Source organism: Gemmatimonadota bacterium, assembly GCA_009838645.1.
Classification (GTDB): domain Bacteria; phylum JAAXHH01; class JAAXHH01; order JAAXHH01; family JAAXHH01; genus JAAXHH01.
Genome location: VXRC01000048.1, coordinates 22,905 through 44,382, shown reverse-complemented (window position 1 = coordinate 44,382; position 21,478 = coordinate 22,905). Strand labels below are relative to the sequence as shown.

Annotated in this window: 19 protein-coding genes; 9 read left to right on the top strand and 10 right to left on the bottom strand. The window is 64.3% G+C overall.

Annotated features, from left to right (window positions below; translation table 11 throughout):
- Positions 1 to 23: 23 nt before the first annotated feature.
- The 10 genes from F4Y38_13655 to F4Y38_13610 form a co-directional block, all read right to left on the bottom strand.
- The gene (locus tag F4Y38_13655) at positions 24 to 890 is read right to left on the bottom strand and encodes a phytanoyl-CoA dioxygenase family protein (protein MXY50329.1); all 867 of its coding nucleotides are present in this window, start codon (positions 888 to 890) and stop codon (positions 24 to 26) included.
- A 27-nt stretch (positions 891 to 917) separates the two neighbouring features.
- Positions 918 to 2,801, bottom strand: coding sequence for a hypothetical protein (locus F4Y38_13650; GenBank protein ID MXY50328.1), 1,884 nt, complete (start codon positions 2,799 to 2,801; stop codon positions 918 to 920).
- A gap of 3 nt (positions 2,802 to 2,804) precedes the next feature.
- Positions 2,805 to 3,701, bottom strand: coding sequence for a tyrosine recombinase XerC (locus tag F4Y38_13645; protein ID MXY50327.1), 897 nt, complete (start codon positions 3,699 to 3,701; stop codon positions 2,805 to 2,807).
- A 6-nt stretch (positions 3,702 to 3,707) separates the two neighbouring features.
- The gene (gene topA / locus F4Y38_13640) at positions 3,708 to 6,029 is read right to left on the bottom strand and encodes a type I DNA topoisomerase (protein MXY50326.1); all 2,322 of its coding nucleotides are present in this window, start codon (positions 6,027 to 6,029) and stop codon (positions 3,708 to 3,710) included.
- 55 nt (positions 6,030 to 6,084) lie between these two features.
- A complete protein-coding gene (locus F4Y38_13635; GenBank protein ID MXY50325.1) occupies positions 6,085 to 6,555 on the bottom strand; it encodes a DUF494 domain-containing protein in 471 nt (156 codons plus the stop codon).
- Positions 6,556 to 6,702: 147 nt separating this feature from the next.
- Positions 6,703 to 7,725, bottom strand: a complete 1,023-nt coding sequence (locus tag F4Y38_13630; protein ID MXY50324.1) for a hydrogenase expression/formation protein — start codon at positions 7,723 to 7,725, stop codon at positions 6,703 to 6,705.
- Between the two features lie 46 nt (positions 7,726 to 7,771).
- On the bottom strand, positions 7,772 to 8,074 hold the full coding sequence (locus F4Y38_13625) for an HU family DNA-binding protein (GenBank protein MXY50323.1): 303 nt from the start codon (positions 8,072 to 8,074) through the stop codon (positions 7,772 to 7,774).
- A complete protein-coding gene (locus F4Y38_13620) occupies positions 8,071 to 8,700 on the bottom strand; it encodes a class II aldolase/adducin family protein (GenBank protein MXY50322.1) in 630 nt (209 codons plus the stop codon). Before F4Y38_13620 ends, F4Y38_13625 begins: the two co-directional genes overlap by 4 nt.
- 160 nt (positions 8,701 to 8,860) lie before the next feature.
- A complete protein-coding gene (locus tag F4Y38_13615) occupies positions 8,861 to 10,324 on the bottom strand; it encodes a hypothetical protein (protein MXY50321.1) in 1,464 nt (487 codons plus the stop codon).
- Entirely contained in the window at positions 10,273 to 11,145 is an 873-nt protein-coding gene (locus tag F4Y38_13610; protein ID MXY50320.1) for a glycosyltransferase, read from the bottom strand. The genes F4Y38_13615 and F4Y38_13610 overlap by 52 nt, the downstream gene beginning before the upstream one ends.
- A 251-nt stretch (positions 11,146 to 11,396) precedes the next feature.
- On the opposite strand from F4Y38_13610, the gene F4Y38_13605 reads away from it, so the two are divergent.
- From F4Y38_13605 to F4Y38_13565, 9 genes are all read left to right on the top strand, one after another.
- Positions 11,397 to 12,488, top strand: coding sequence for a bifunctional oligoribonuclease/PAP phosphatase NrnA (locus F4Y38_13605; protein ID MXY50319.1), 1,092 nt, complete (start codon positions 11,397 to 11,399; stop codon positions 12,486 to 12,488).
- 69 nt (positions 12,489 to 12,557) lie between these two features.
- Entirely contained in the window at positions 12,558 to 13,382 is an 825-nt protein-coding gene (locus F4Y38_13600) for a 6-pyruvoyl tetrahydropterin synthase (GenBank protein MXY50318.1), read from the top strand.
- A gap of 5 nt (positions 13,383 to 13,387) precedes the next feature.
- Positions 13,388 to 13,939, top strand: a complete 552-nt coding sequence (folE, locus tag F4Y38_13595) for a GTP cyclohydrolase I FolE (protein ID MXY50317.1) — start codon at positions 13,388 to 13,390, stop codon at positions 13,937 to 13,939.
- A gap of 77 nt (positions 13,940 to 14,016) precedes the next feature.
- On the top strand, positions 14,017 to 15,462 hold the full coding sequence (locus F4Y38_13590) for an FAD-binding protein (GenBank protein ID MXY50316.1): 1,446 nt from the start codon (positions 14,017 to 14,019) through the stop codon (positions 15,460 to 15,462).
- Between the two features lie 24 nt (positions 15,463 to 15,486).
- Positions 15,487 to 16,851 (top strand): FAD-binding oxidoreductase, encoded by a 1,365-nt coding sequence (locus F4Y38_13585; GenBank protein ID MXY50315.1) that lies wholly within the window; start codon positions 15,487 to 15,489, stop codon positions 16,849 to 16,851.
- Positions 16,852 to 16,869: 18 nt separating this feature from the next.
- Positions 16,870 to 18,129, top strand: a complete 1,260-nt coding sequence (locus tag F4Y38_13580) for a DUF362 domain-containing protein (protein ID MXY50314.1) — start codon at positions 16,870 to 16,872, stop codon at positions 18,127 to 18,129.
- A gap of 48 nt (positions 18,130 to 18,177) precedes the next feature.
- On the top strand, positions 18,178 to 19,185 hold the full coding sequence (locus F4Y38_13575) for an RNA polymerase sigma factor RpoD/SigA (protein MXY50313.1): 1,008 nt from the start codon (positions 18,178 to 18,180) through the stop codon (positions 19,183 to 19,185).
- Between the two features lie 99 nt (positions 19,186 to 19,284).
- On the top strand, positions 19,285 to 20,211 hold the full coding sequence (locus F4Y38_13570) for a M23 family metallopeptidase (protein MXY50312.1): 927 nt from the start codon (positions 19,285 to 19,287) through the stop codon (positions 20,209 to 20,211).
- A gap of 160 nt (positions 20,212 to 20,371) precedes the next feature.
- Positions 20,372 to 21,250: a M23 family metallopeptidase gene (locus tag F4Y38_13565; protein ID MXY50311.1), complete on the top strand. Its 879-nt coding sequence runs from the start codon at positions 20,372 to 20,374 to the stop codon at positions 21,248 to 21,250.
- Positions 21,251 to 21,478: the final 228 nt, after the last annotated feature.

Genomic DNA, 21,478 nt, shown 5'->3' with positions numbered 1-21,478 from the left:
GGGAGTTCGGCGTACCGGCGGAATCAGGCGAACGGGTCCAGATCGAATCCCGTTTCCGGCCGGATCCGTTCTGCGCCTTCGGGCCAGTCCGAGGGCCAGTCCCAGCCCGGGATCTGCAGGCTTTCCGCGCGAACCCGGTGCGCGGCCGCCCGCCGGTGCACGCCGGGCGGCGCCGTGCTGACCTCCGAACTGTGGAGCATGGTGGGATAGTAGAAGGTGACGCTTCCCTCGCCCGCCGTGCAGTTGATAGCCTCGTGCTCGTGGCTTGTGACATAGGCCTCAGGACCGCCTTTCAGTTCAAGAGGTCCTTCGAGATAGGAGCCGGGGAGGACCTTCATGGCGCCGTTCTCGATGGTCTGAATGTCCACGTTGATGCGGACGATGATGGTCTTCCGGAAAAGGTCTTCCTTCCATTCGATGTCGGCCGGCCTGATGTGTATGTGGCCGAACTGGTTCCAGTGGCCGGAAAGATCGAGGTCCCGGGGCGGATCCACGATGAAGAAGGTGTCCTGGTGCCATCCGATCTCCGCGTCGCCGCCGGCCACCTTGTCGAACATGGTACCGATGCTGGCGTGTTTGACCGGCTCGCCCAGGGCGCGTTCCAGCACGCTGACGATGGCGGGATGCCGGGAGAACCGGAGTCCGCCTTCGCAAACGGCGTAGAGTTCCCACAGCAGCCAGACCGTGTCCTTCGATTTCCCGAGGAGCTTGTCGGTCGGTCGACCCTTGTATTCCTCTACGCGGCTCGCCTCCGCGATGGTCTGGTCCAGCAGTCCGCGGAACGTATTCATCTCTTCCGCGGAGAATACGCCTTCGACGGTCACGATGCCCTGCGTCTTCAACGCATCCACCGTTTCCTGCAGATCCAGAGCACTTTTGCCGTTACTCATGAGTTACTCCCCTGACGCGCCGGTCCGCTAACGGTTCAGCCTGAGTGTTATGTCTTCCGTCTCCCATCCCACCCGTACTTCCAGGGTGTCCGGATGGACCATGGACCGTTCGGCGGGAACGAATGGCAAGGCGTTGCCGTAATCGAATTTACCGTTTCCATTTGCGTCGCGATAGGCTTGAAGGATATACCGGCCCGGCAGTACGTTGTCAAACCGAAAATCCCCGGGACCGTCCAGTTCGATCTCCGATGCGGGCTCCGAGTCCCGCAACTGGTAAAGGGAGATCCCCACGGCTCCCGCCCCCGCGGTGTATTCGTCCTCGAACCGTCCCGACAGCGAACCGTATTCCTCGGGATCGATGGTCGAGAAGGCGTACGCGAGCGTATCCGAACGGTCGCCCGTGGCCTGCAGCGGCTGGTCGAACCCGTTCTTGACCAGGCCGGCCAGTACGAGAATCTCGTAGTCGGCACTCGGCTGCAGCAGGCTATCGGGCCGCATCGCGGCGACCGTGGCGTCGATCCACCGGAGATCCCCGCCGACCTCCTGGTCCGTGGAATCCCGAAGGACCACGGCCCCCTCCTCCAGGGAAACGGGTTCGCTGAACGAGAACCGGAGCTCGACGGACTGCGCTACGTCCCGCGAACGGTTGCCGGGTTGAACTTCCAGCAGCCTCGGAGCCGGCGGGTTCTCTATGGACGAACCCGTGAACTCGGCGGTGTTCTCCGTCGTGTCGATCGGTTCCGACCAGGTATTTTCCAGGCCGGTAACGATCAGGCGATAGACCCGGTCGCGGACCTGGGGCGCCGTGATGAGCACGATGGTCGCCGGATCCGCCGGATCCTGGTACGCCGACGTGACCTCGAGACTTTCGCCCGCCTCCACGCCGGCGATGGCATAGGCGCCCGTGTCCCGGACCATGTCCGCGTGCGGCGCTTCGCTCAGGAAGACACTCAGTGCACGTCGGTGGGACACCCGGGCGGACATCACGTGCATGGCGGCGGTATCGTTCACGGCCATCCGAAACCACATGGGACCGTCCGTCATGCCCTCATCCGACATGCCCTCATCCGACATGGCCTCGTCCGTCATGCCCTCATCCGACAGCACGACGTCCCGGGTAGGCACGCCGATGGGGTCCACGTCCGCGTCGTAGAGACGGTCTCTGCCCTGGTCCAGGAAGGCGAAGAGACGGTAACGGCCGGCCGAGAGATGGGTGAAGGTAAAGGTACCGTCCCGGCCGGCCTGGGTCAGGTAGTCCGGGGTCGTGCCGGCCGGATCCGGGTCGGGCTTCCCGGCAAGGTCGTATGCCCAGACATAGGTGTTCCTTGCGGGCCGGCCGTCGTGGACCGTCAGTCCGTTGACCTCCCCCTCTTCGATGCTGGGGCCGGTCGACAGCGCGTATACGAAAGTCGAATCCATGCGGTTACTCCGCATGTCCCTGAAGCCGGTGCCCACCGTAATGATATAGGTTCTGTCGACCAGCAGGGGCTCCTCGAACCGGACCGTGATCTCGTTGCCCCGCCAGCTCGCTTCGGCTTCGAATTCGACGATCGGAGCGATGAACAGGTTGCCTTCGATGGAACGGGGCTGGATGCGTTCGCTGAAGGTCAGTTTCGGGGAGACGTCCAGAGGCACGTGGGTCGAACCCGCCGGGGGATCGGTTTCTACCACCCAGGGTGGGATACGGTCGCGCGGGCCGCCGGGCGGCATGCCTTCGCGGGCGCAGGCCACGGCGACCAGGCCGACCAGGCAGGCCATGGCGACCAGGCAGGCCAGGCCGATCAGGCGGGTCAGGCCGATCATACGAGTCAGGACGACCAGGCAGGCCAGGCCGATCAGGCCGACTAGGCTGACCAGGCTGGCCAGGCTGACCGGAATCTTCAGCGCGGAGTGGTCCGGCGTCCCGTTCATAGATCAGGCGCGGGGATGCGCATCTTCGTACGTTTTCTTGAGGCGGTCGAGGGCGACGTGGGTATAGACCTGCGTGGTCGAAAGCTGTTCGTGGCCGAGTAGTTCCTTGACTGCCATCAAGTCCGCTCCGGCGTCGAGCAGGTGCGTGGCGGTCGTATGGCGGAGCATGTGGGGCGTCAGTCCCTGCTGGCTGATCCGGAGACCGTATCTACCCAGGATGTACTGGACCCCGCGTCCCGTCAGCCTGCGGCCGTGTTGATTCAGCAGGAGCGCCGCCGTATCTTCCCGCCCTGTTTTGATCAGCAGGGGGCGGACGTCCATATAGGCCGCCAGCGCGGACAGCGCCGGCCCGCCCAGCGGCACGATGCGTTCCCTGTCCCCCTTCCCGATCACGCGGATCCGTTCCTCCGTCATTTCGATCGCGCCGACGTCGAGCCCGACGAGCTCCGACAACCGCATGCCCGCTCCGTAAAGCAGCTCCAGGATGACCACGTCCCGCAGCCCGAGCAGCCGGCCGCGGTCGGGCTGACCGAGCAGGGCTTCCACCTGGCTCTTGTCCAGGAACCGGGGCAGGTGGCGGTCCCATTTCGGTGTGGTCAGGTAGACGCACGGGTTGGAGGAAACGACCCCTTCCCGGCAGAGGTAGTGGAAGAAGGACCGCACGGCCGCGAAACGTCGCGCGATGGTCCGCCTGCTGAAGCCTTCCCGGTGCAGGTGGTGCAGGAACCCCCGCACCACGGACTTGTCGATGGATTCCGGGTCCGGCGGATCGCCGCCGCCGTCTTCGGAGAGGAAAGACTGGAATTGGCCCAGATCGCCGGCATAGGCCGACCGGGTATGCCGGGAGTAATTGCGCTCGATCTCGAGATGATCGAGAAATTCACTGACCAGTTTCTCCATGATCGGTCAAGCCTCCTGAAGGGTCGGACCGGCCTGTCCCGCCTGGTCCGCCCGGCCAACCTGGTCTGTCTGGTCCTCCTGCCCGGTACCGTCGGGCTGCGACTCGGCGGCCCGGACGCGATGCTTGCATGACGGGCACTGGAGCGCTTCACGGCCGGACCGTTCTTGTTTCTCGACCATGAGGGGATAATCGCACCGGGGACAGCGGCGGTCGACCGGCTTGTCCCACACCACGAAACGGCATTTGGGGTAGTTGCTGCATCCGTAGAAGTTCCGGCCCTTCTGCGACCGGCGCGCCGTGAGGAACCCGCCGCAGCCTCCTTCCGGGCAGTCGACCCCGAGGTTGACCGGCCGCGTCTCACGGCAGCGGGGATATCCGCTGCACGCCAGGAACGGGCCGTACCGGCCGGTCTTCACGACCATTTTCTCGCCGCACTTCCCGCATACTTCATCGGTGTTCAGGTCGGCGTTCTCTTCGCCGTTCATCGGCCGGGTGTTCCGGCATGCCGGAAACCCTCCGCACGCCATGAACCGGCCGTTGCGGCCCCATCGGATGACCATGGGCTTGCCGCATTTCTCGCATTTCTCGTCCGTCTCCTCAGTCAGCGTGCTCTTCAGCTCCGACCGCTGGGCGTTTACGGACTGCAGCCGCTCGTTGAAGGGCTGGTAGAAGTCCACCAGGGTGCCGGTCCAGTCCAGTTCCCCGGTTTCGATGCGGTCCAGCGCGTCCTCCATCTTCGCGGTGAACGCCACGTCGAACAGGTCCGGGAAGGCCATGACCAGGATCCGGTTTACGGCCATGCCGAGGTCCGTCGGCGTGAACCGGCCCGCTTTCATGGCCGCGTACTTTCGCATGCGCAGCGTGCTGATGATCTGGGCATAGGTGCTCGGCCGGCCGATTTGCCGGACTTCGAGTTCCTTGACGAGACTCGCTTCGGTGTACCTGGGCGGGGGCTGGGTGAAGTGCTGCCTGGGTTCGAGCTTCTCCAGGGCGAGTTTCTCGTCCTTCCGCAGCTCGGGCAGGGATTTCTCGTCGTCCTTGCCTTCCGCGTCCTCGTCGACCGGCTCTTCATAAGCCTTCAGGAACCCCGCGAAGGTCGGCACGGTACCAGTGGCGCGGAACTGGTACTTCCCGGACCGGATGTCCACGGTGGTCACGTCGAACCGGGCCGGACGCATCTGGGACGCCACGAAGCGCAGCCAGACCAGTTCATACAGCCTGTACTGGTCCTTCGTCAGGAAGGGCTTCATCTTCTCCGGGCTGCGGTCCACCGCCGTGGGCCGGATCGCCTCGTGGGCGTCCTGGACGCCCGGCTTGGTCTTGAACCTCCGCGGCTTGGGGGGGACGTATTCGTCGCCATAGACCTGGCCGATCAGTTCCCGGACGGCCGCGATCGCCTCGTCCACGATCCGGGTCGAATCCGTCCTCATGTAGGTGATCAGCCCGATGGCCCCCTCGTCGCCCAGCTCGATGCCTTCGTACAGCTGCTGGGCGATCATCATGGTCTTCTGGGTGGTGAACCGGAGGCGCCTGGCCGCGTCCTGCTGCAGGGTGCTGGTGATGAAGGGCGGATAGGGATTGCGCTGCGTGCGCTTCCGCGTGATGCCCTCGATTTCGAAGGTCTTCCCACGCAGGTCCTCGATCAGTGCCCGGGCCGACTTCTCGTCGGGCAGGTTGAACTTCTCTCCGTCCACGCGGATCAGCTTGACCGGGAACACGACGTCCCCCTCCGACCGGAGGTGGGCCGTAATGGACCAGTATTCCTCGACCTTGAACTTCTCGATTTCCACTTCCCGTTCACAGATCAGCCGCAGCGCCACCGACTGTACCCGGCCCGCGCTCAGTCCGCCGGTGATCGTCTTCCAGAGGAAGGGACTGACCTGGTACCCGACGAGACGGTCCATGACGCGGCGCGCCTGCTGGGCGTTGACTTTCTGCATGTCGATCGACACGGGCCTGTCAATCGCCGTCCGCACCGCCCCCGGGGTTATCTCGTGGAAGAGCACCCGCCCCACTTCCTTCTTGCTGTTGCCCAACTGGCTGGCCACGTGCCATGCGATGGCCTCGCCCTCCCGGTCGGGGTCGGTCGCGAGGAAGATCTGATCGGCCGTCCGTGCCGCGCTGCGGAGGTCTTTCACGACCTTTTCCTTCCCCGGGATCGTTACGTATTCGGGTTGGAAACCGTTCTGGACGTCGACGCCCAGGCTCTTGGGCGGCAGGTCCCGGACATGGCCCACGGACGCCATGATCTCGAAATCCTTGCCCAGGTATTTCTTGATCGTACGGGCCTTGGCCGGGGACTCCACGATAACGAGTGATTTGGACATGTTTGAAAGTAGTTGCGTGAAAGTAGTCGCGCTGGAGATGAAGGAGAGTCGGACTTCAGTTCCCGATGATGCCCTCTTCGAGGTCGTCGGGCAGCCAGATCATGACCTGGCCGGATTCCGACTCGAGCAGGATCGGTGCGGCGATGGTTTTGATATCATCCCGGGTGACGAAACGGGCGCCCGTCAGCATGGCCCGTTCGATGATCAGTTCGGTCTGGGTATCGGTGATCAGGTCCAGTTCGCGAAGCTCCAGCAGGTAGCCGTACGCGTCCGGCTGGATCATCAGTTGTTCCACGGCGTGCAGAATCCGGTTGGGTTTAGGCTGGAGCGGCTTGGTCGGATCGACCACGACTTCCGCCTGCGCCTGGAGGCGGTCGAACAGCCAGGCGAAGGCCGTGTTGACCTCCTGCTGGGTATAGCCGTGGCCGACCAGGGTCTGGGAGACGTCGGCGATATCGTTGAATCGGCCTTTTTCATCCTGCATGTGCTTCATGAGGAAAACGATGATTTCCATCACTTTTTCCATGATGCGCTCCTGAAGGAATGCGAAGATGTGATTGGAACCGGGCCGAAGAACGACCCTTGGCCGTATACCGTACTTTTCGGTTTTCGCTGTCCAAATCTAAGCTTCCGGGGGTCCGCATGCAAGTGTTTTTAGCGGTCCCGGACGGCGTTACGTCGCTTCGAACACCTTGCCGATTTCATCCCGGTCGAAGGCCGGGAGATCGGTGATTTCACCCTTGCTCCTGATCCGGATTCCGAACCCGGGAGGCTGTATGGACCCGATCTCGGCGACCGGGATGCCGGCTTCGCCAAGGCGGGCCGCCAGGGGCTCCGCACGGTCCGCCTCCACCACGATGAGCAGGGCGCCGGACGCGATGACGCCCAGGGGATCCAGGCCATAGAACGCGCAGAGGGCCTCCGATTCGGGCAGCAACGGAAGCCGGTCTTCCTCGATGAGCAGGCCTACCCCGGAAGCGACCGCGATCTCCCGCAGTCCCGACGCGAGTCCGCCCTCCGTGGGATCGTGCATGGCGTGGACCCCGCCGGTCTCCATGGCGAGGCGGGCTTCCCTGACCACGCTGAGGCCGGGCTGCCTGAGGTACCGCCTGCAGGTCTCGAGAAACCCGTCGGAAAATCGCGTCCGGACCTCGTCGCTTTTTTCCATGGCGATCAGCGCCGTCGCCTCGATGGCGATCCCCTTGGTCAGCAGGATCCGGTCGCCCACCCGGGCACCGTCGCCCGAGACATAGCCGTCGGCCGTCGTTTCCCCCAGCATCTGCCCGATGAGCAGCGGCCGGTCCAGGCCGTGGGTGATTTCGGTGTGTCCGCCGCAGAGGGTGATGCCAAGTTCGCGGCAGGCGTCGCCCAGGCCGGAGAAAATGCGGTCCACCAGGCCGGCGTCGGTTTTATCTTCCGGAAGCAGTATGGTCGAGAGAAACCACCGGGGCGCCGCGCCCATGGCGGCGACGTCGTTGGCGTTGATGTTGACGGCGTACCAGCCGATTTCCTCGGTGGCGAAGGTGATGGGGTCGGTTTTCGAGACGAGTACGCTGGAACCGAATGAGATGACCGCCGCGTCCCGGCCGATGCCCGGGCCCACGAGCAGTCTCGGGTCGGAGCTGGAAGCATAGCGGCGCAGGATGCGGTCCAGGTCTTCCGCGGGCAGCTTGCCGACCGGGTAATAGGGAGGCATGTCTCGCTGATTGGCGTGGGTGCGTCGATTCCCGCGCGTCGGCCGGTTATTCCCGACGCTTCCGCTGGGCGCGCAAGGCTTCTTTCAGGATCTTGCCGGGTTTGAACTTGGCTTTCCGGCGGGCCGGAACCTCGATGGTGTAGCCGGTCCGGGGATTGCGGGCCGCCGGCTTGGGGCGGGTATTCCTGATCTCCAGCGCGCCGAATCCCCTGATCTCGATCCGGTTGCCCTCGACCAGGTTCTCCCGCATGATTTCGAAGAGCGCGTCGATCACGGGATAGATCTGCGTCTTTTTCAGTCCCAGCGTCTCGCTGATTTCATTGACCAGTTCTCTGCGCGTTGTCGTCATGTACGTTCCTCGGTCCGGTATCCTTCGTTTCCGCCGGATGAACAGGGCCGGCCGTACAGGCGGTGCAGCTTGTCCACGTTCTCCTGGTCGATGGAGTTGACCTGGCCGAGCATGCGCGCCACGAGGGCGATCTGCGCGCAGTGCTCCATGGTTTCCATCTTGTGATAGGCCGAAACGATGTCCGGACCCAGGGTCAGTGCGCCGTGGTTTTCCAGCAGAACCGCGTCGTGGTTCCGCACGAATCCCCGGAGCGATTCGACCAGTTCCATGGTCCCCGGTGTCCCGTAGGGCGCGATGGGTACGAAACCCAGGGAGACGATCACCTCGGGCAGCAGGGCGTCGGGAAGATGCACGCCGGCCACCGAGAATCCTGTCGCGGCCGGGGGATGGGCGTGGGCCACGGCGTGCACGTCCGGACGCTCCCGGTACACCATCAGGTGCATCTTCATCTCTGACGACGGCTCGTGCATCCCCGAGATCACCGCGCCGTCGTAGTCGACGATCACGAATTTGTCCGGGTCCAGGAAACCCTTGCTCACCCCGGTCATCGTGATCAGCAATCGGTCTTCGGACAGTCGAACGCTCAGGTTTCCGTCGTTCGAGGCTACGTATCCCCGGTCATACATCCGCTTGCCGACATGGATTACGTCGGATACGACTTGCTCTGTTTGCAAAATCACGTTGTTCCGGTTGAAAGATTGCGGATTGCGGTGGTACGGTTCGAATATATCCGGACCGCCGTTCCCTTACAAGTATTATTATATCCATAAGTTATAAACCGGAAAGTTACAGGCCGGACCGCACGATTCGCGCCACGTCGGCGATGCGGTGCCGCGCCACGCCCCGCATGTCGATCCGGACCCGGTCCCGGCCGCATTCGGCCAGCAGCGGCGGGGTGCCCTTCAGCCACCGGGCCGCCAGGCCGCCGGGATTGCCGCCCGGTCGGCGTATGCAGACGGCGTAACCGGGCAAGCCGTCGGCGGGGAGGCGATACGCCGTGAGATACGCCCGGCTTTCGATCACGGCACACACCCCGCGGATCCGGCCGTCTTCCGAAAGGCGATCGAACAGTTGGCGGGCGCGGGCGCCTACCTCCTCCCCGGACGAGGCGAGCATGTGGGCCGCCGGATGGCATGCGAGGTCGCAGGAGCCTTCGGCCAGTTCCGCCAGCCGCGCGTCGAATCCCGCCCTTACGTGGCGGGAGGCCTGCGCCGACGGCCAGGTGCCGTGCGCTTTCAATCGCGCGATGACCCGTCGCGTCCCGATCAGCAGTCCGCAGGGCGGGCCTCCGATCAGGCCGCCGCCGGCCGCGATAGTCAGCGGCATGCCGGACCGCACGGCATCGGCGACCGAGCTCCTGGCCGCGAACGGGGCGGAAGGGACCGGGCGCAACGTCGTATCGCCGGCCAGATGCAGCACCGTCGCACCGGAGTCCGCTCCGGCCCGGACGATCTCCTCCGGAGCCGATTCCTCGGTGAAACCTCGAAGGGCGCAGGTGGACGGACGGGCCGTGACGATCAGTGCGGTCCGGTCTCCCACCGCGCGCCGGTAGTCGGACAGTCGGGTCTTGTTGGTCGCGCCGGTCTCGACCATCGTGGCGCCGGCGAGCGCGCAGAGCGACACCGGGTTCACGGGCCGATCCTCGTAAGGCGCGTCGATCAATCCCGCCTGGCTGCGGCCGATGACCACTTCCGCCCGTCCCGCGAGCGCCCGGACGGCCAGGAGGAAGGCGTCGGCGACGGACCGGCAGACCAGTACGTCTTCGGCGCCGGTCAAATCGCGCACGAGTCCGGCGGTACGGCCGTCCTCTTCGTAAGCCGCGAGGGTGAGGGCCAGCCTCGAGGCGCTCCCGGCGGCCGTTCCGGCGTAGGGGTCCCGCGCAAGCGGAAGGAAGAGGATGCCGGAGGCGTTGATCAGTACCCCATCCGCCGAATGGGCTTCACTCTCCAGGCACGCGGCGGCCCGTTCGGCGAAGCGCTCCGGCGCGAATCCGTCCCCTTCCACGAATCCGTCCCCTTCTTTCGCCGGGGGACGATGCCGGATCCGGTCCCGCGCGTCGCGCAGCGCCTTCCGGATCGCGGCGTCGATCTGTCCCGTCTCGTACCGGCCGCGCAGCGCCTCGATGCGGGATTCGCCTTGCACCAGGCGCACGGAAGGCAGACGGGCAAAAAGACGTTGCTGTGTTTCCCGGCCGGGGCTCATCGGTCCTTCCCTTCCCTGCTCACCGCGGCGAGCGCGGTTTCCGTGCATCGGCCGGTCAGGTGGTCGCCGCCGGCGCGCAGCATCCGTATTTCCCGAGCGAGCCGGTCCAGGTCAGCGGGACGGTCCACGTCGTGCCAGGCCGGGAGTTCGTGGCATGAAAAACCGCTTGCCCGGATGGCCGCCCGGGTCTGACCCAGCACGCGGCCGGTGCCCCAGTGTATGGATTCGAACAGTCGGTCGTACCGGTCCGAGACGTTTTTCCGGCGTCCCGGACCGTCAGGACTGCCTGGTCCGCCTGGTCCGCCTGGTCCGCCTGGCCCGCCTGGTATGCCCGATCCGCCCAGTCCGATCAGGTAATAACCTCCATCGTCGGCGGGACCGAGCACGACGTCGTGCCGGTCCAGTGCCTCGGAAGCCTCTTCGACGTAATCCCGGGGGAGGAGGGGACTGTCACCACCCAGCACGACGGTCTTTTTCCATCCGTCTTGCCGGAAGGATGCGAAGGCGTTCGACAACCGTTCCCCCAGATGGCTGCCACGCTGACGAAGCCAGTTCACGTCGGGATCTCCCAGGGCGGATCCGAGTTCCGCCCGTCCGTCGTCGGGCGTCCAGGCCACGAAGAGGGAAGCGGCGTCGGTCCGCTGGGCCAGGTGCAGCGTGTCCAGGATGAAGGCGCGGTAGAGTTCCGCGGCCTCGTTCATCGTTACCCGCGGCGTCAACCGGGTTTTCACGGTCCCCGGTCTCGGAGCTTTCATGAACAGGACAAGTGCGTACGACATGGGCGTTTGCCGATCGGAAGGCTGTGGGGAAGGCCTGGTCCGCCCGGAAGGCGGCAATACGTTGAAGCCGGGCGTTTCCCCGGATCCCATGCATACTACCGGCCGGCCGTCGGCGTGTCAATTAAAACACTTATTTATCAACTATTTAACCCGATTTCGATCCGCTCAGGATCAACAATAAACCTTGACATGAAAAGCGGCCGATCTTTATTATCGGGGTTTCCTACCGGCACGCCGGATCACCCGATACGGCGGACCCAGGCGGAATCAGGGCGCGCATTGCGGACCGAAACCCGGCGTAGGGTGTCACGCGACGACGCGGACCGAATACCGGCGAAAAGGTGCCACGCGACGCCGCGGACCGAAGCCCGGCAAAGAGGCGTCACGGACACCGGGCGGACCGGGCGTCCGGCGAAGAAGCGCTGCGCGACGTCGACCGGACCGATCCATGGAAGATCGCCATGTGGGATGAAGTCAAGGCAGTCATCGCATCGAACCAGTCCTTCGTGATCTCCAGCCACGTCAATCCCGACGGGGATTCGGTCGGATCGGCCCTGGGGGTCTACGAGTGTCTGAAGGCGCTGGGGAAGGACGCCGTCGTCGCCATGAACGACGCCATTCCCGCCGCCTATACCTGGCTCGACCCCGACGGTGAAATCCTCGCACCCGCTTCGGAGGATGAATCTGAGCGCCTCGCCGCCGCGGACGTGGTCGTCATCGTGGACGCCAACGGCTGGGACCGGCTGGGGAGGTTGCGGAAGCCGCTGGAGGAATCGTCGGCGGTCAAGATCGTGATCGACCACCATCCCTACACTGAACTGATCACGCCTTTGTCGGTGATCGACACGAAGGCATCCTCAACGGCTGAACTGGTTTACGATCTGATAGACTCGATCGGCGCGCCGCTCACGCCGAGGGCGGCGGACGCGCTGTACACGGGCATCCTGACCGATACCGTGTCGTTCCGCTTCGCCAGGAGCGCGCCGTGCGCCCATATCGTCGCGGCCAAACTCCTCTCCACGGGCGTCGACCCGTCCCGGGTCTACGACCAGATCTACAACCGGAACACGGGCGCCCGTACCCGGCTCATGGGCCGCGCGCTTTCGAACATTCAGTTCACCGGACGCGGCCGCGTCGCCTGGCTGACCGTTACGCGGTCCATGATCGAGGAAACCGGCGCCCGGTCGTCGGACACGAGCGGGTTCGTGGACGTGACCATGACCATCGCCGGCGTCGAGATCGGGATCATATTCGTGGAAGGCAAGGAAGGTACGGTCCAGATCAGCTTGCGGTCCCGGCCGGAAACCGACGTCAACCAGGTCGCCGTGGCCCTGGGCGGCGGCGGCCACAAGAACGCCGCGGGCGTAACGTACAACGGCACGCTCCAAGAAGCCGTCCGGACCGTGACGGAGGCGGCTGTCAAAGCGTTGTAACTCATCGGCCGTCGCGTGCCGACAGGGCAGTCGAAGTGTTGTAACCCGTCGGCCGCCGCACCCGACCGCATGATGCTCATTACGCGAAAAACCCGGTTCTCGGCGGCGCACCTGTGCCGCAACCCGGGGTGGACGGAGGCCAGGAACCGGCGGGTGTACGGCTCCTGCGCCGTCGGCTCGGGCCACGGTCACGACTACGAAGCCGAATTCACCTTCGGGGGGCCGGTCGATCCCCGGACCGGCGTGGTCCTGAACCTGACCGAGGTCAAGCGGTTGCTGCGCGCCGTGATCGAACCGCTGGACCTGAGCCACCTGAACCACGATCACGGTGCCCTGGAAGGTCCGGCGCCGACCAGCGAAAGGCTCGTCCGATACCTCTGGCACGCGCTGGAAGGCGGTACCGGACCGTGCGAACTCAAGCGCGTCCTGCTGCGCGAGAGCCGCACGAGAAACATTGCATACACCGGAGACGACAGCATGGTCCACGTCACGAGATCCGTCGAGTTCAACGCTGCCCACCGCCTGCACAGTATAAGGTTGAGCGACGAAGAAAACGTGCGTATATTCGGTAAGTGCAACAATCCCCACGGCCACGGACACAACTATGAGCTGGAGGTGACGGTCCGCGGCCCGGTGGACGAGAAGACCGGGACGGTCATCGACATGGGGCTTTTCGATGACGTCCTGCAAAAGGAAGTCGTGGATCGCTACGACCATCGCCACCTGAACCGTGACCTGGAGGAATTCAGGACGGTCAATCCAACTTCGGAGGAACTGCTCAGGGTGATCTGGAAGCGGCTCCTTCCATTCTTCGATACCCCCTCGCTCTACCGGATTCGCCTGGTGGAGACGTCCAAGAACGCTTTCGAGTACTATGGCGAGGAGGACCGGTAACCACGATGGACCCGATCGAGGGATTGACGAGGTCGCTGCTCGCGGAGATCGGCGAGGACCCGGACCGGGACGGTCTCAGGCGCACGCCCCTGCGCGTGGCGCAGTCCCTGCGGTTTCTGACCCAGGGTTATGATAAAAGCATTGAATCCGTCATAAACGGCGCTATCTACGAAGAGGATTACGACGAGATGGTGCTGGTGAAGGACATCGAGTTCTTTTCGCTGTGCGAGCACCATCTGCTGCCCTTCTTCGGCCAGTGCCATATCGCTTACATTCCCAACGGCAAAATCATCGGGTTGGGCAAGATCCCCCGTATCGTGGACGTCTTCGCGCGGAGGCTTCAGTTGCAGGAACGCCTGACCTCCCAGATCGCCCAGACCCTGCAGACCTGTCTCGATCCCCAGGGGGTGGCCGTTGTCATGGAAGCCGGCCACCTCTGCATGATGATGCGCGGCGTGGAGAAACAGCACTCCAAGGCGACGACGAGCGCCATGCTCGGCGTGTTCAGGGACGATCGCAGTACCCGGATGGAGTTCCTCGACCTGACACGGTCGTAGCGTTGGGGGCAACCTGACCCGGTGCGCGGCTTCGCGGCCGCCGGGTGCCGCGCAGGCACGGGGCACGGAGGCGACCGATGAACAAAGACCAGCTCGTTGAAAGGCTCGCGGCCGTGCTGGGCCGGGAGAACGTCATCGACGCACCGGACCAGTTGATCGTCTACGAATGCGACGGGCTGACCATCGACCGGAACGTCCCGCACGCCGTCGTCTACCCCACCACGACGGAGGACGTCGCCGCCGTGGTCCGGATTCTCCACGAAGCGCGGATTCCCTTCGTGGCGCGCGGCGCGGGCACCGGCCTGAGCGGCGGGAGCCTGCCGCCCGACGGCGGGGTCATGATCGCGTTGACCAAAATGAACCGCATCGTGGAGGTCGACTTCCGCAACCAGCGTGCGCTGGTGGAAGCCGGCGTGGTCAACCTGCACCTGTCGAAGGAGACCGGAAAGCAGGGCTATCACTTCGTGCCGGACCCCTCGAGCCAGTACGCCTGTACCATCGGAGGCAACATCGCCGAGAACTCGGGCGGTCCGCACACCCTGAAGTACGGGGTCACGACCAATCACACCCTGGGCGTGGAAGTGGTGCTGCCGGACGGGCGGATCACCTGGTTCGGCGGCAAGGCGGAGGACGCCGTGGGTTACGACCTGCGCGGTCTCCTGATCGGATCCGAGGGTATGCTGGGCATCGTTACGCGGGCGTGGGTCAAGCTGACCCGCCTTCCCCAGGCCTGGCGGACGTTCCTGGTGGTGTTCGACCAGGTGGAAGACGCATCGCGCGCCGTCGCCGGCGTCGTCGCCCGAGGGATCGTCCCGTCGGCCCTCGAAATGATCGACAAGGTCGCCATCGGCGCCATCGAGGCGGCCTACCATTTCGGATTTCCCCTGGACGCCGAAGCCGTGCTGATCATCGAACTCGAGGGGCACGAGGCGGGCCTGGACACCCAGGCCGAAGCGGTGGCCGAAGTCTGCCGGGAGAACCAGGCCCGCGATATCCGCACCGCGGAGGACGACAAGGAACGCGCCCTGCTGTGGATGAGCCGCAAGCGTGCCTTCGGTGCCATGGGGCGCCTGAGTCCCAGCTACTACGTGCAGGACGGCGTGGTCCCGCGCACGAAGATCCCGGACATCATGCGGGTCATCCAGGCGACGGCCGGGAAATACGAACTGCTGATCGGCAATGTATTCCACGCAGGGGACGGCAACATCCATCCCTGTATCGCGTACGACGACCGCGACGAGGAGCAGGCGCGGAAGACCGTGGAGGCCAGTAACGAGATACTGCGGGCCTGCGTCGACCTGGGCGGGTCCATAACCGGGGAACACGGCATCGGATACGAAAAAGTCGACCTGATGCCCCTGATTTTCAATGAAACGGATATCGAGGCCATGGAGACCGTCAAAGCGGTGTTCGACGAGGAGAACCTCAGCAACCCCGGCAAGATGTTTCCCACGAACCGCTCCTGCATCGGATGCGGAACGGCAGAGCTGAAATACACCAACCGCCAGGCGGCACTGCTATAGACTCGATGGCACACAGGTTCCCCCATGCCCGATGAGGTGCTGCACTGCAGACTCGGATCTCTCGTGGACGGCTATGCACCGGCGAGCCGGGAAGCGCTGGCCTCCTATGCCGTGGAAGGGGTCGTGCCCTCGGCCGTCGTGGCCCCGGGAAGCCTGGAATCCCTCGCGGCCACCGTGCAGATGGCCTCGGAACTGGGTTACGCCGTGATCCCGCGGGGCGGCGGCACCAAGATGGACTTCGGCCATCCGCCCTCCCGCGCGGATATCGTGGTGTCCCTGGAACGCCTGAACCGGATCGTCGCGCACGAACCCGCGGACCAGACGGCCACGGTGGAGGCCGGCATCACCATGGCCGGACTGCAGGCCGGGCTGGGGGAACGAGGCCAGTACCTGCCGCTGGACCCGCCCCACGGCGACGCGGGGACTCTGGGCGGGGTGCTCGCCACCAATGCCTCGGGCGTGCTCCGGACAGCCTTCGGCACGGCCAGGGACCTGGTCATCGGCGCCCGGGTGGTCCAGGCGGACGGCACTGTCGTCCGGTCCGGGGGGCAGGTCGTCAAGAACGTGGCGGGTTACGACCTGAACAAGATGTACATCGGTTCGCTCGGTACGCTCGGCATCCTGGCGGAAGTAAACCTGAAGCTGCAGCCCCTGCCGGCGTCGGGTAGACTGCTCATCGGAACCATGGCGGGGATCGGGGAAGCGGCCGAATGCGCCTTCCGGGTCATGGATTCGGAGGTCATGCCCTCCTTCCTGGAAGTGGCCAGTCCCGCCACCTGCACCCTTCTCGCCGGGAACGGCACCCTCCGAGACGATCGGGACTTCGCGGTCGTCGCGGGCATGATCGGCACGGATGAGACGGTGGACTGGCAGGCCGGGGAATGCGAGCGGATCTTCCGGGATTCGGGGGCGGCCGCAGTTAAGACCGTGGACGGAGACGGATACCGACGGGTGCTGGACGGGTTGCGGGCTTTTCCAGGAGGCGGTCTTCTACCCCAGGGCATGGGGCCCGGGGTGACCTGCCGGGCCGGCGTCACGCCGGACGGGGTGGAAGCGCTCTTCCGGCTGGCGGACGAAGGCTGCCGGCGCCTGTCCATCGGCTGCGGCCTGCTTTCTCACTTCGCGAGCGGTCACGTGGCCTTCGTCTTCTACCGGGACGGGACGTTCCGGGAATCGGATTACGATGGGCTGGCGAGCTTGATCGAGACCCTGCGGAACGCTTCGGAAGAACAGGGCGTCTTCGTGGTGGAACACGCTCCCGCCGCCCTGAAGGAACGGGTCGGCGTCTGGGGTTCGACCCGCGGGAACCGGCACATCATGGAAGTGCTCAAAAACCGTTTCGACCCGAAGGGCACGCTGAACCCCGGACGGTTCGTCGACGGAATCTGACCAAACGGAGGACTCCACATGAAACTGCCCGCATTCAGGGAGATACGCCAGCGGTTCGACGCACCCTTCGTCGAGGACATCACCGGAACGGCCGAAGGGGAGGTCGCCCGCATGATCGAGGAGACGGGCCTGCGCGCCGGGTCCACGGTGGCCGTCGCCACCGGCAGCCGGGGGATCGGCAACATCGCGACCATCGTGAAGAGTGTGGTCGCCGCCCTGGCAAAGGCCGGCCTGAAACCCTTCGTCGTGCCGGCCATGGGCAGCCACGGCGGGGCGACATCGGAAGGCCAGCGCCGGGTACTGGAGAACTACGGCATACACGAAGCGGCGACGGGATGTCCCATCCGCTCCGACATCGAGCCGGCGAGTCTCGGCGAGACCGCGGACGGTCTTCCGGTCTACCTGGACCGAAACGCCCTCGACGCCGACCACATCGTGGTGGTCAACCGCGTAAAACCCCACACGGACTTCAAGGGCTCGGTCGGCAGCGGCCTCATGAAGATGCTGGCCATCGGTCTGGGCAAGCAGAAAGGCGCCAGCTACTATCACGGCGCGGTCTTCGAATACGGATTCGAACACATGATCACGACCGTGTCGCAGCACGTGCTCGAGCACGCGCCCGTGACCTTCGGGCTGGCCATCATCGAGAACGCCTACGACCAGACCGCGCACCTCATCGGCGTCCCGGCGGGTGTCCTGCAGCAGGAAGAACGGCGGCTGTTCCAAGAGGCGCAGCGCCTCATGCCCCGCCTGCCTTCCGACGACATCGACATCCTGATCGTCGACGAGATGGGCAAGAATATCAGCGGGACTGGAATGGACACGAACATCATCGGCCGGCGCATGCAGAATTTCGAGACCGAGCCCGCGAACCCGCGGATCCTGCGGATCGTTGTCCGCGACCTGACGCCCGAGAGCGAGGGCAACGCCGTGGGCATCGGGCTGGCCGATTTCACCACCCGCCGCCTGGTGGACAAGATCAACCACCGGTATACCTACGTTAACTCCATCACGGGCATGAGTCCGCAGAAATCCCGCATCCCCGTGTTCCTGGACACGGACCGCGAGGTCATCGAGGCCGCTTTCTCCACCATCGGCATGAAACCGCCCGGCGAGGGACGCGCCGTCCGTATCCGGAACACGCTTTCACTCGGACGCGTCGAGGTTTCCGAGGCCCTGTCCGACGAACTGGCCGATCGGGAGGACATCGAAATCACGGACCGCCGCGGTCCGCTGGAGTTCGACGAGCAGGGCACCCTGGCGGCCCTGCCCGGTTGACGCGGCGACCTCTGCCCGCCTGTTTTTTGTTGACAACTTTCCTATTTTATGTATATTAGTAAACTTGCCGGTTTTTCGGCAGCGTGTGCCGGACCGCCTGGATCGCCCGGAACGTCCGATCGGGCGGGGATTCCGGTTAAGTGGGGACGGAAACGGCCCCGAAGTCAAACGGATAAACAGGAGTTGTCACAGCACGTGAGTACTATTACGAAAACCCATACGGCGGCGACGGAAGACCGGTCTCTCGATCTCTACCTGCAGGAGATCGGCAACGTGCCGCTTCTGATGGCCGAAGAAGAATCCGAACTGGCCCGGTCGGTCCGGGCCGGCGACCAGAAGGCGCTGGAGAAGCTTACGTCCTCCAATCTCCGGTTCGTGGTCAGCGTGGCCAAGCAGTACCAGAACCAGGGCCTTTCCCTGTCCGACCTGATCAATGAAGGCAATATCGGGCTGATCAAGGCGGCCAAGCGGTTCGACGAGACCAAGGGATTCAAGTTCATTTCCTACGCGGTCTGGTGGATCCGGCAGTCCATACTCCAGGCGCTCGCCGAGCAGTCCCGCATCGTGCGGCTTCCGCTGAGCCGGGTCGGCACGCTCCACAAGATAGGCCGGCTTTCCAGTGAATTCGAGCAGGAGTTTGGACGCGAGCCCAGCACCGAGGAGATCGCCGAGGAGCTGGACATGAATCCCGGCGACGTGAAGGACACGATGCGCATCGCGAGCCGCCACGTGTCGCTGGACGCGCCGCTCAAGGCGGGTGAAGACAACCGGTTGCTGGACCTCATCGAGGACGACGACCAGGATGCACCGGACGAAACGCTCATGGTGGATGCGCTCAAAGATGAGATCTTCAGGGCGCTCGGGTCTCTGACCAAGCGGGAGGCGGCCGTGATCGCGTTGTATTACGGCATAAACATGGAAAGATCCTATACCCTCGAGGAAATCGGGACGCGGTTCAGTCTTACGAGGGAGCGTGTGCGCCAGATCAAGGAAAAGGCGCTGCGCAGGCTTCGCCACGTCTCCCGAAGCCAGAAGCTCCGGGCCTATCTGAACTGATCGATCCCCATCTCCGGCGCGGCGGGATCCACCCCGGACACCCCGCCGCATATCCGCCCGCGGCAGCGCCGTACCGGCCGACGGGGCGCGGAGAACGATATGCTGCGAAGAAAGTTCGTTTCATTCATACATTTGCCGGCCAATGCCCGGGACGAAGCCCGGGAGTACGGCCTCCTTTCGGTCCTGGCCGGTCTCGCCGTCCTCGTGCTTCTGATGCTGGCCGGATGGCATATCGGCGCGTCCTACCTGACGACCCTGATGGACGACGGCGCCCTGACGGAACGGGAGCGGGAGAACAACCGGCTGCGGGAGCAGTTGAGCGCCCTGCATGAGTTGGACGGTACGCTCGAATCGCGGATTGAGAACCTGTCGGAACGCGCGGCGGATATCGACAAGATCGTCCACGGCCCCGATGCGCCCGATCCGCTTGGTCAGCATGGCCCGGTTGCCGGCAACGAAGAGTTCCCGCCGGCCCCGGCATCCATCGAGAGGTCCGAATCCCCCGACGCGGCCATAGACCGGATCGACGGACGTATCGATCGGTTACTGGACGAAACCCGCGCGGAGTTGGCCAGCCTGCGGTCCGTCGAAGCGGCGTCCAGGGCCGACGAAACCTACTGGCGCGACATCCCCATCATCTCGCCGGTGCAGGGACCGGTATCGAGACCCTTCGGTACGACGCGTAACCTGCTGAGCGACGAGGTGCGCGTGCACGGCGGACTGGACATCGCCGCGAACAAGGACGAGCCGGTTCGGGCCACGGCGTACGGCGTGGTCTCACGGACCGGCGTGAACGCGAGCCTCGGCAGGTACGTGGACATCAACCATCAGAACGGGTACGTGACGCGATACGGCCACCTCTCCGAAGTGCTGGTCGAACGCCGGAAACGGGTGGAACGCGGGGAGATCATCGGGCTGGTCGGAATGACCGGAAAGACCAGCGGATACCACATACATTACGAGGTCCACTACGAGGGTCGCATCCTCGATCCGTCAAACTGGTTCTTCCCGGAAAGGGGCCTGTGAGCCGGCGTCCGGTTGACGGAAAAACCTCAAAAAAAGTTTGACACGAGGCGCGGTACGCTTCATTTTAGGTGACATATAGTCGCGATAAGTGGTTTAATCGCATAGACTAAGATTTGTCCGGCAACTATTTTGCCTGGCAATAGTTTCAGGAATCGAAGTTTTGATAAAACGCCGAATGCCGACCGGGCTGCTGGTCTTGCACTTCGGGGATAGAACGGTTCATATATCCGAACTGCCGATCGCCGTCATGCTGGGCACGTTGCTCATGGTAACGGGCGTCGTGTACTCCGGTGCGCGGTCATGGCTTGCCGAATACCGACACGGCAGCATGCACGAAGAGATCAGGATCCTGGAGCAGTCCAGCCAGTCGAACAAGACCAGGCTGGAATCGCTCATCGCATCGGAAGAGAACGCCCGGCTCATCGCGGGACTTCCAAGCATCCATCCGGATATCCGCCAGGTGGGTGTGGGTGGACCAGCCCCGTCGCCGGATCCGGGATTCGCGCCCGATTCGCCCTATTACCGGGCTACCAGGCTGCACTCCGAGATGGAAACTTCCCGGCGCAGATCGAGTCTTTCGCTCAGGAGCATGGAGGATATCGAGCAGCAGATCCGCGAGGTCGACGACCGCTGGCAGTTCGTTCCCTCGATCACTCCGGTGACCGGCGTGATTACCAGCCGGTACGGCCTGCGGACCGACCCCTTCACCGGTCTCTACACCATGCACCACGGGATCGATATCGCCGCGGCCCCCGGGACCCCGGTCAAGTCGCCGGCAGGCGGCGTCGTGGCCCGGACCGGCGTGGACCCCCGGTACGGCCTGTACCTCGACGTGGACCACCTGAACGGATACAAGACCCGCTTCGGTCATCTTTCCGCCATCCTGGTGAAGAAGGGCGAGGAACTTAAGCGCGGCGATATCATCGGACGTGTGGGCATGACGGGGAGAACCACTGGAAACCACCTGCACTACGAGGTCCATAAGGACCGCAGGCGCGTCAATCCCATGCAGTACATCCGGTCGGAAAACGGCTGCTGATCCATAACGACCGCTAAACAGCATCAGAGAGGCAGGGGCTTCGTTCATTCCCTGCCGTTTTTTTATCTGTGCCTCAGCCGTCCTCCGCACGTCTCTCCCATTACGTAGGCATTCCAGCCCTACACCGAATACGGCTTGCTTCCGTCCTGGACCTCCTACCACTGGATCTCCGCCGGCGGTACGCTGACGCGTATCGACCGGGAAGGATTGAGAGCCGGTTCCCTCAAG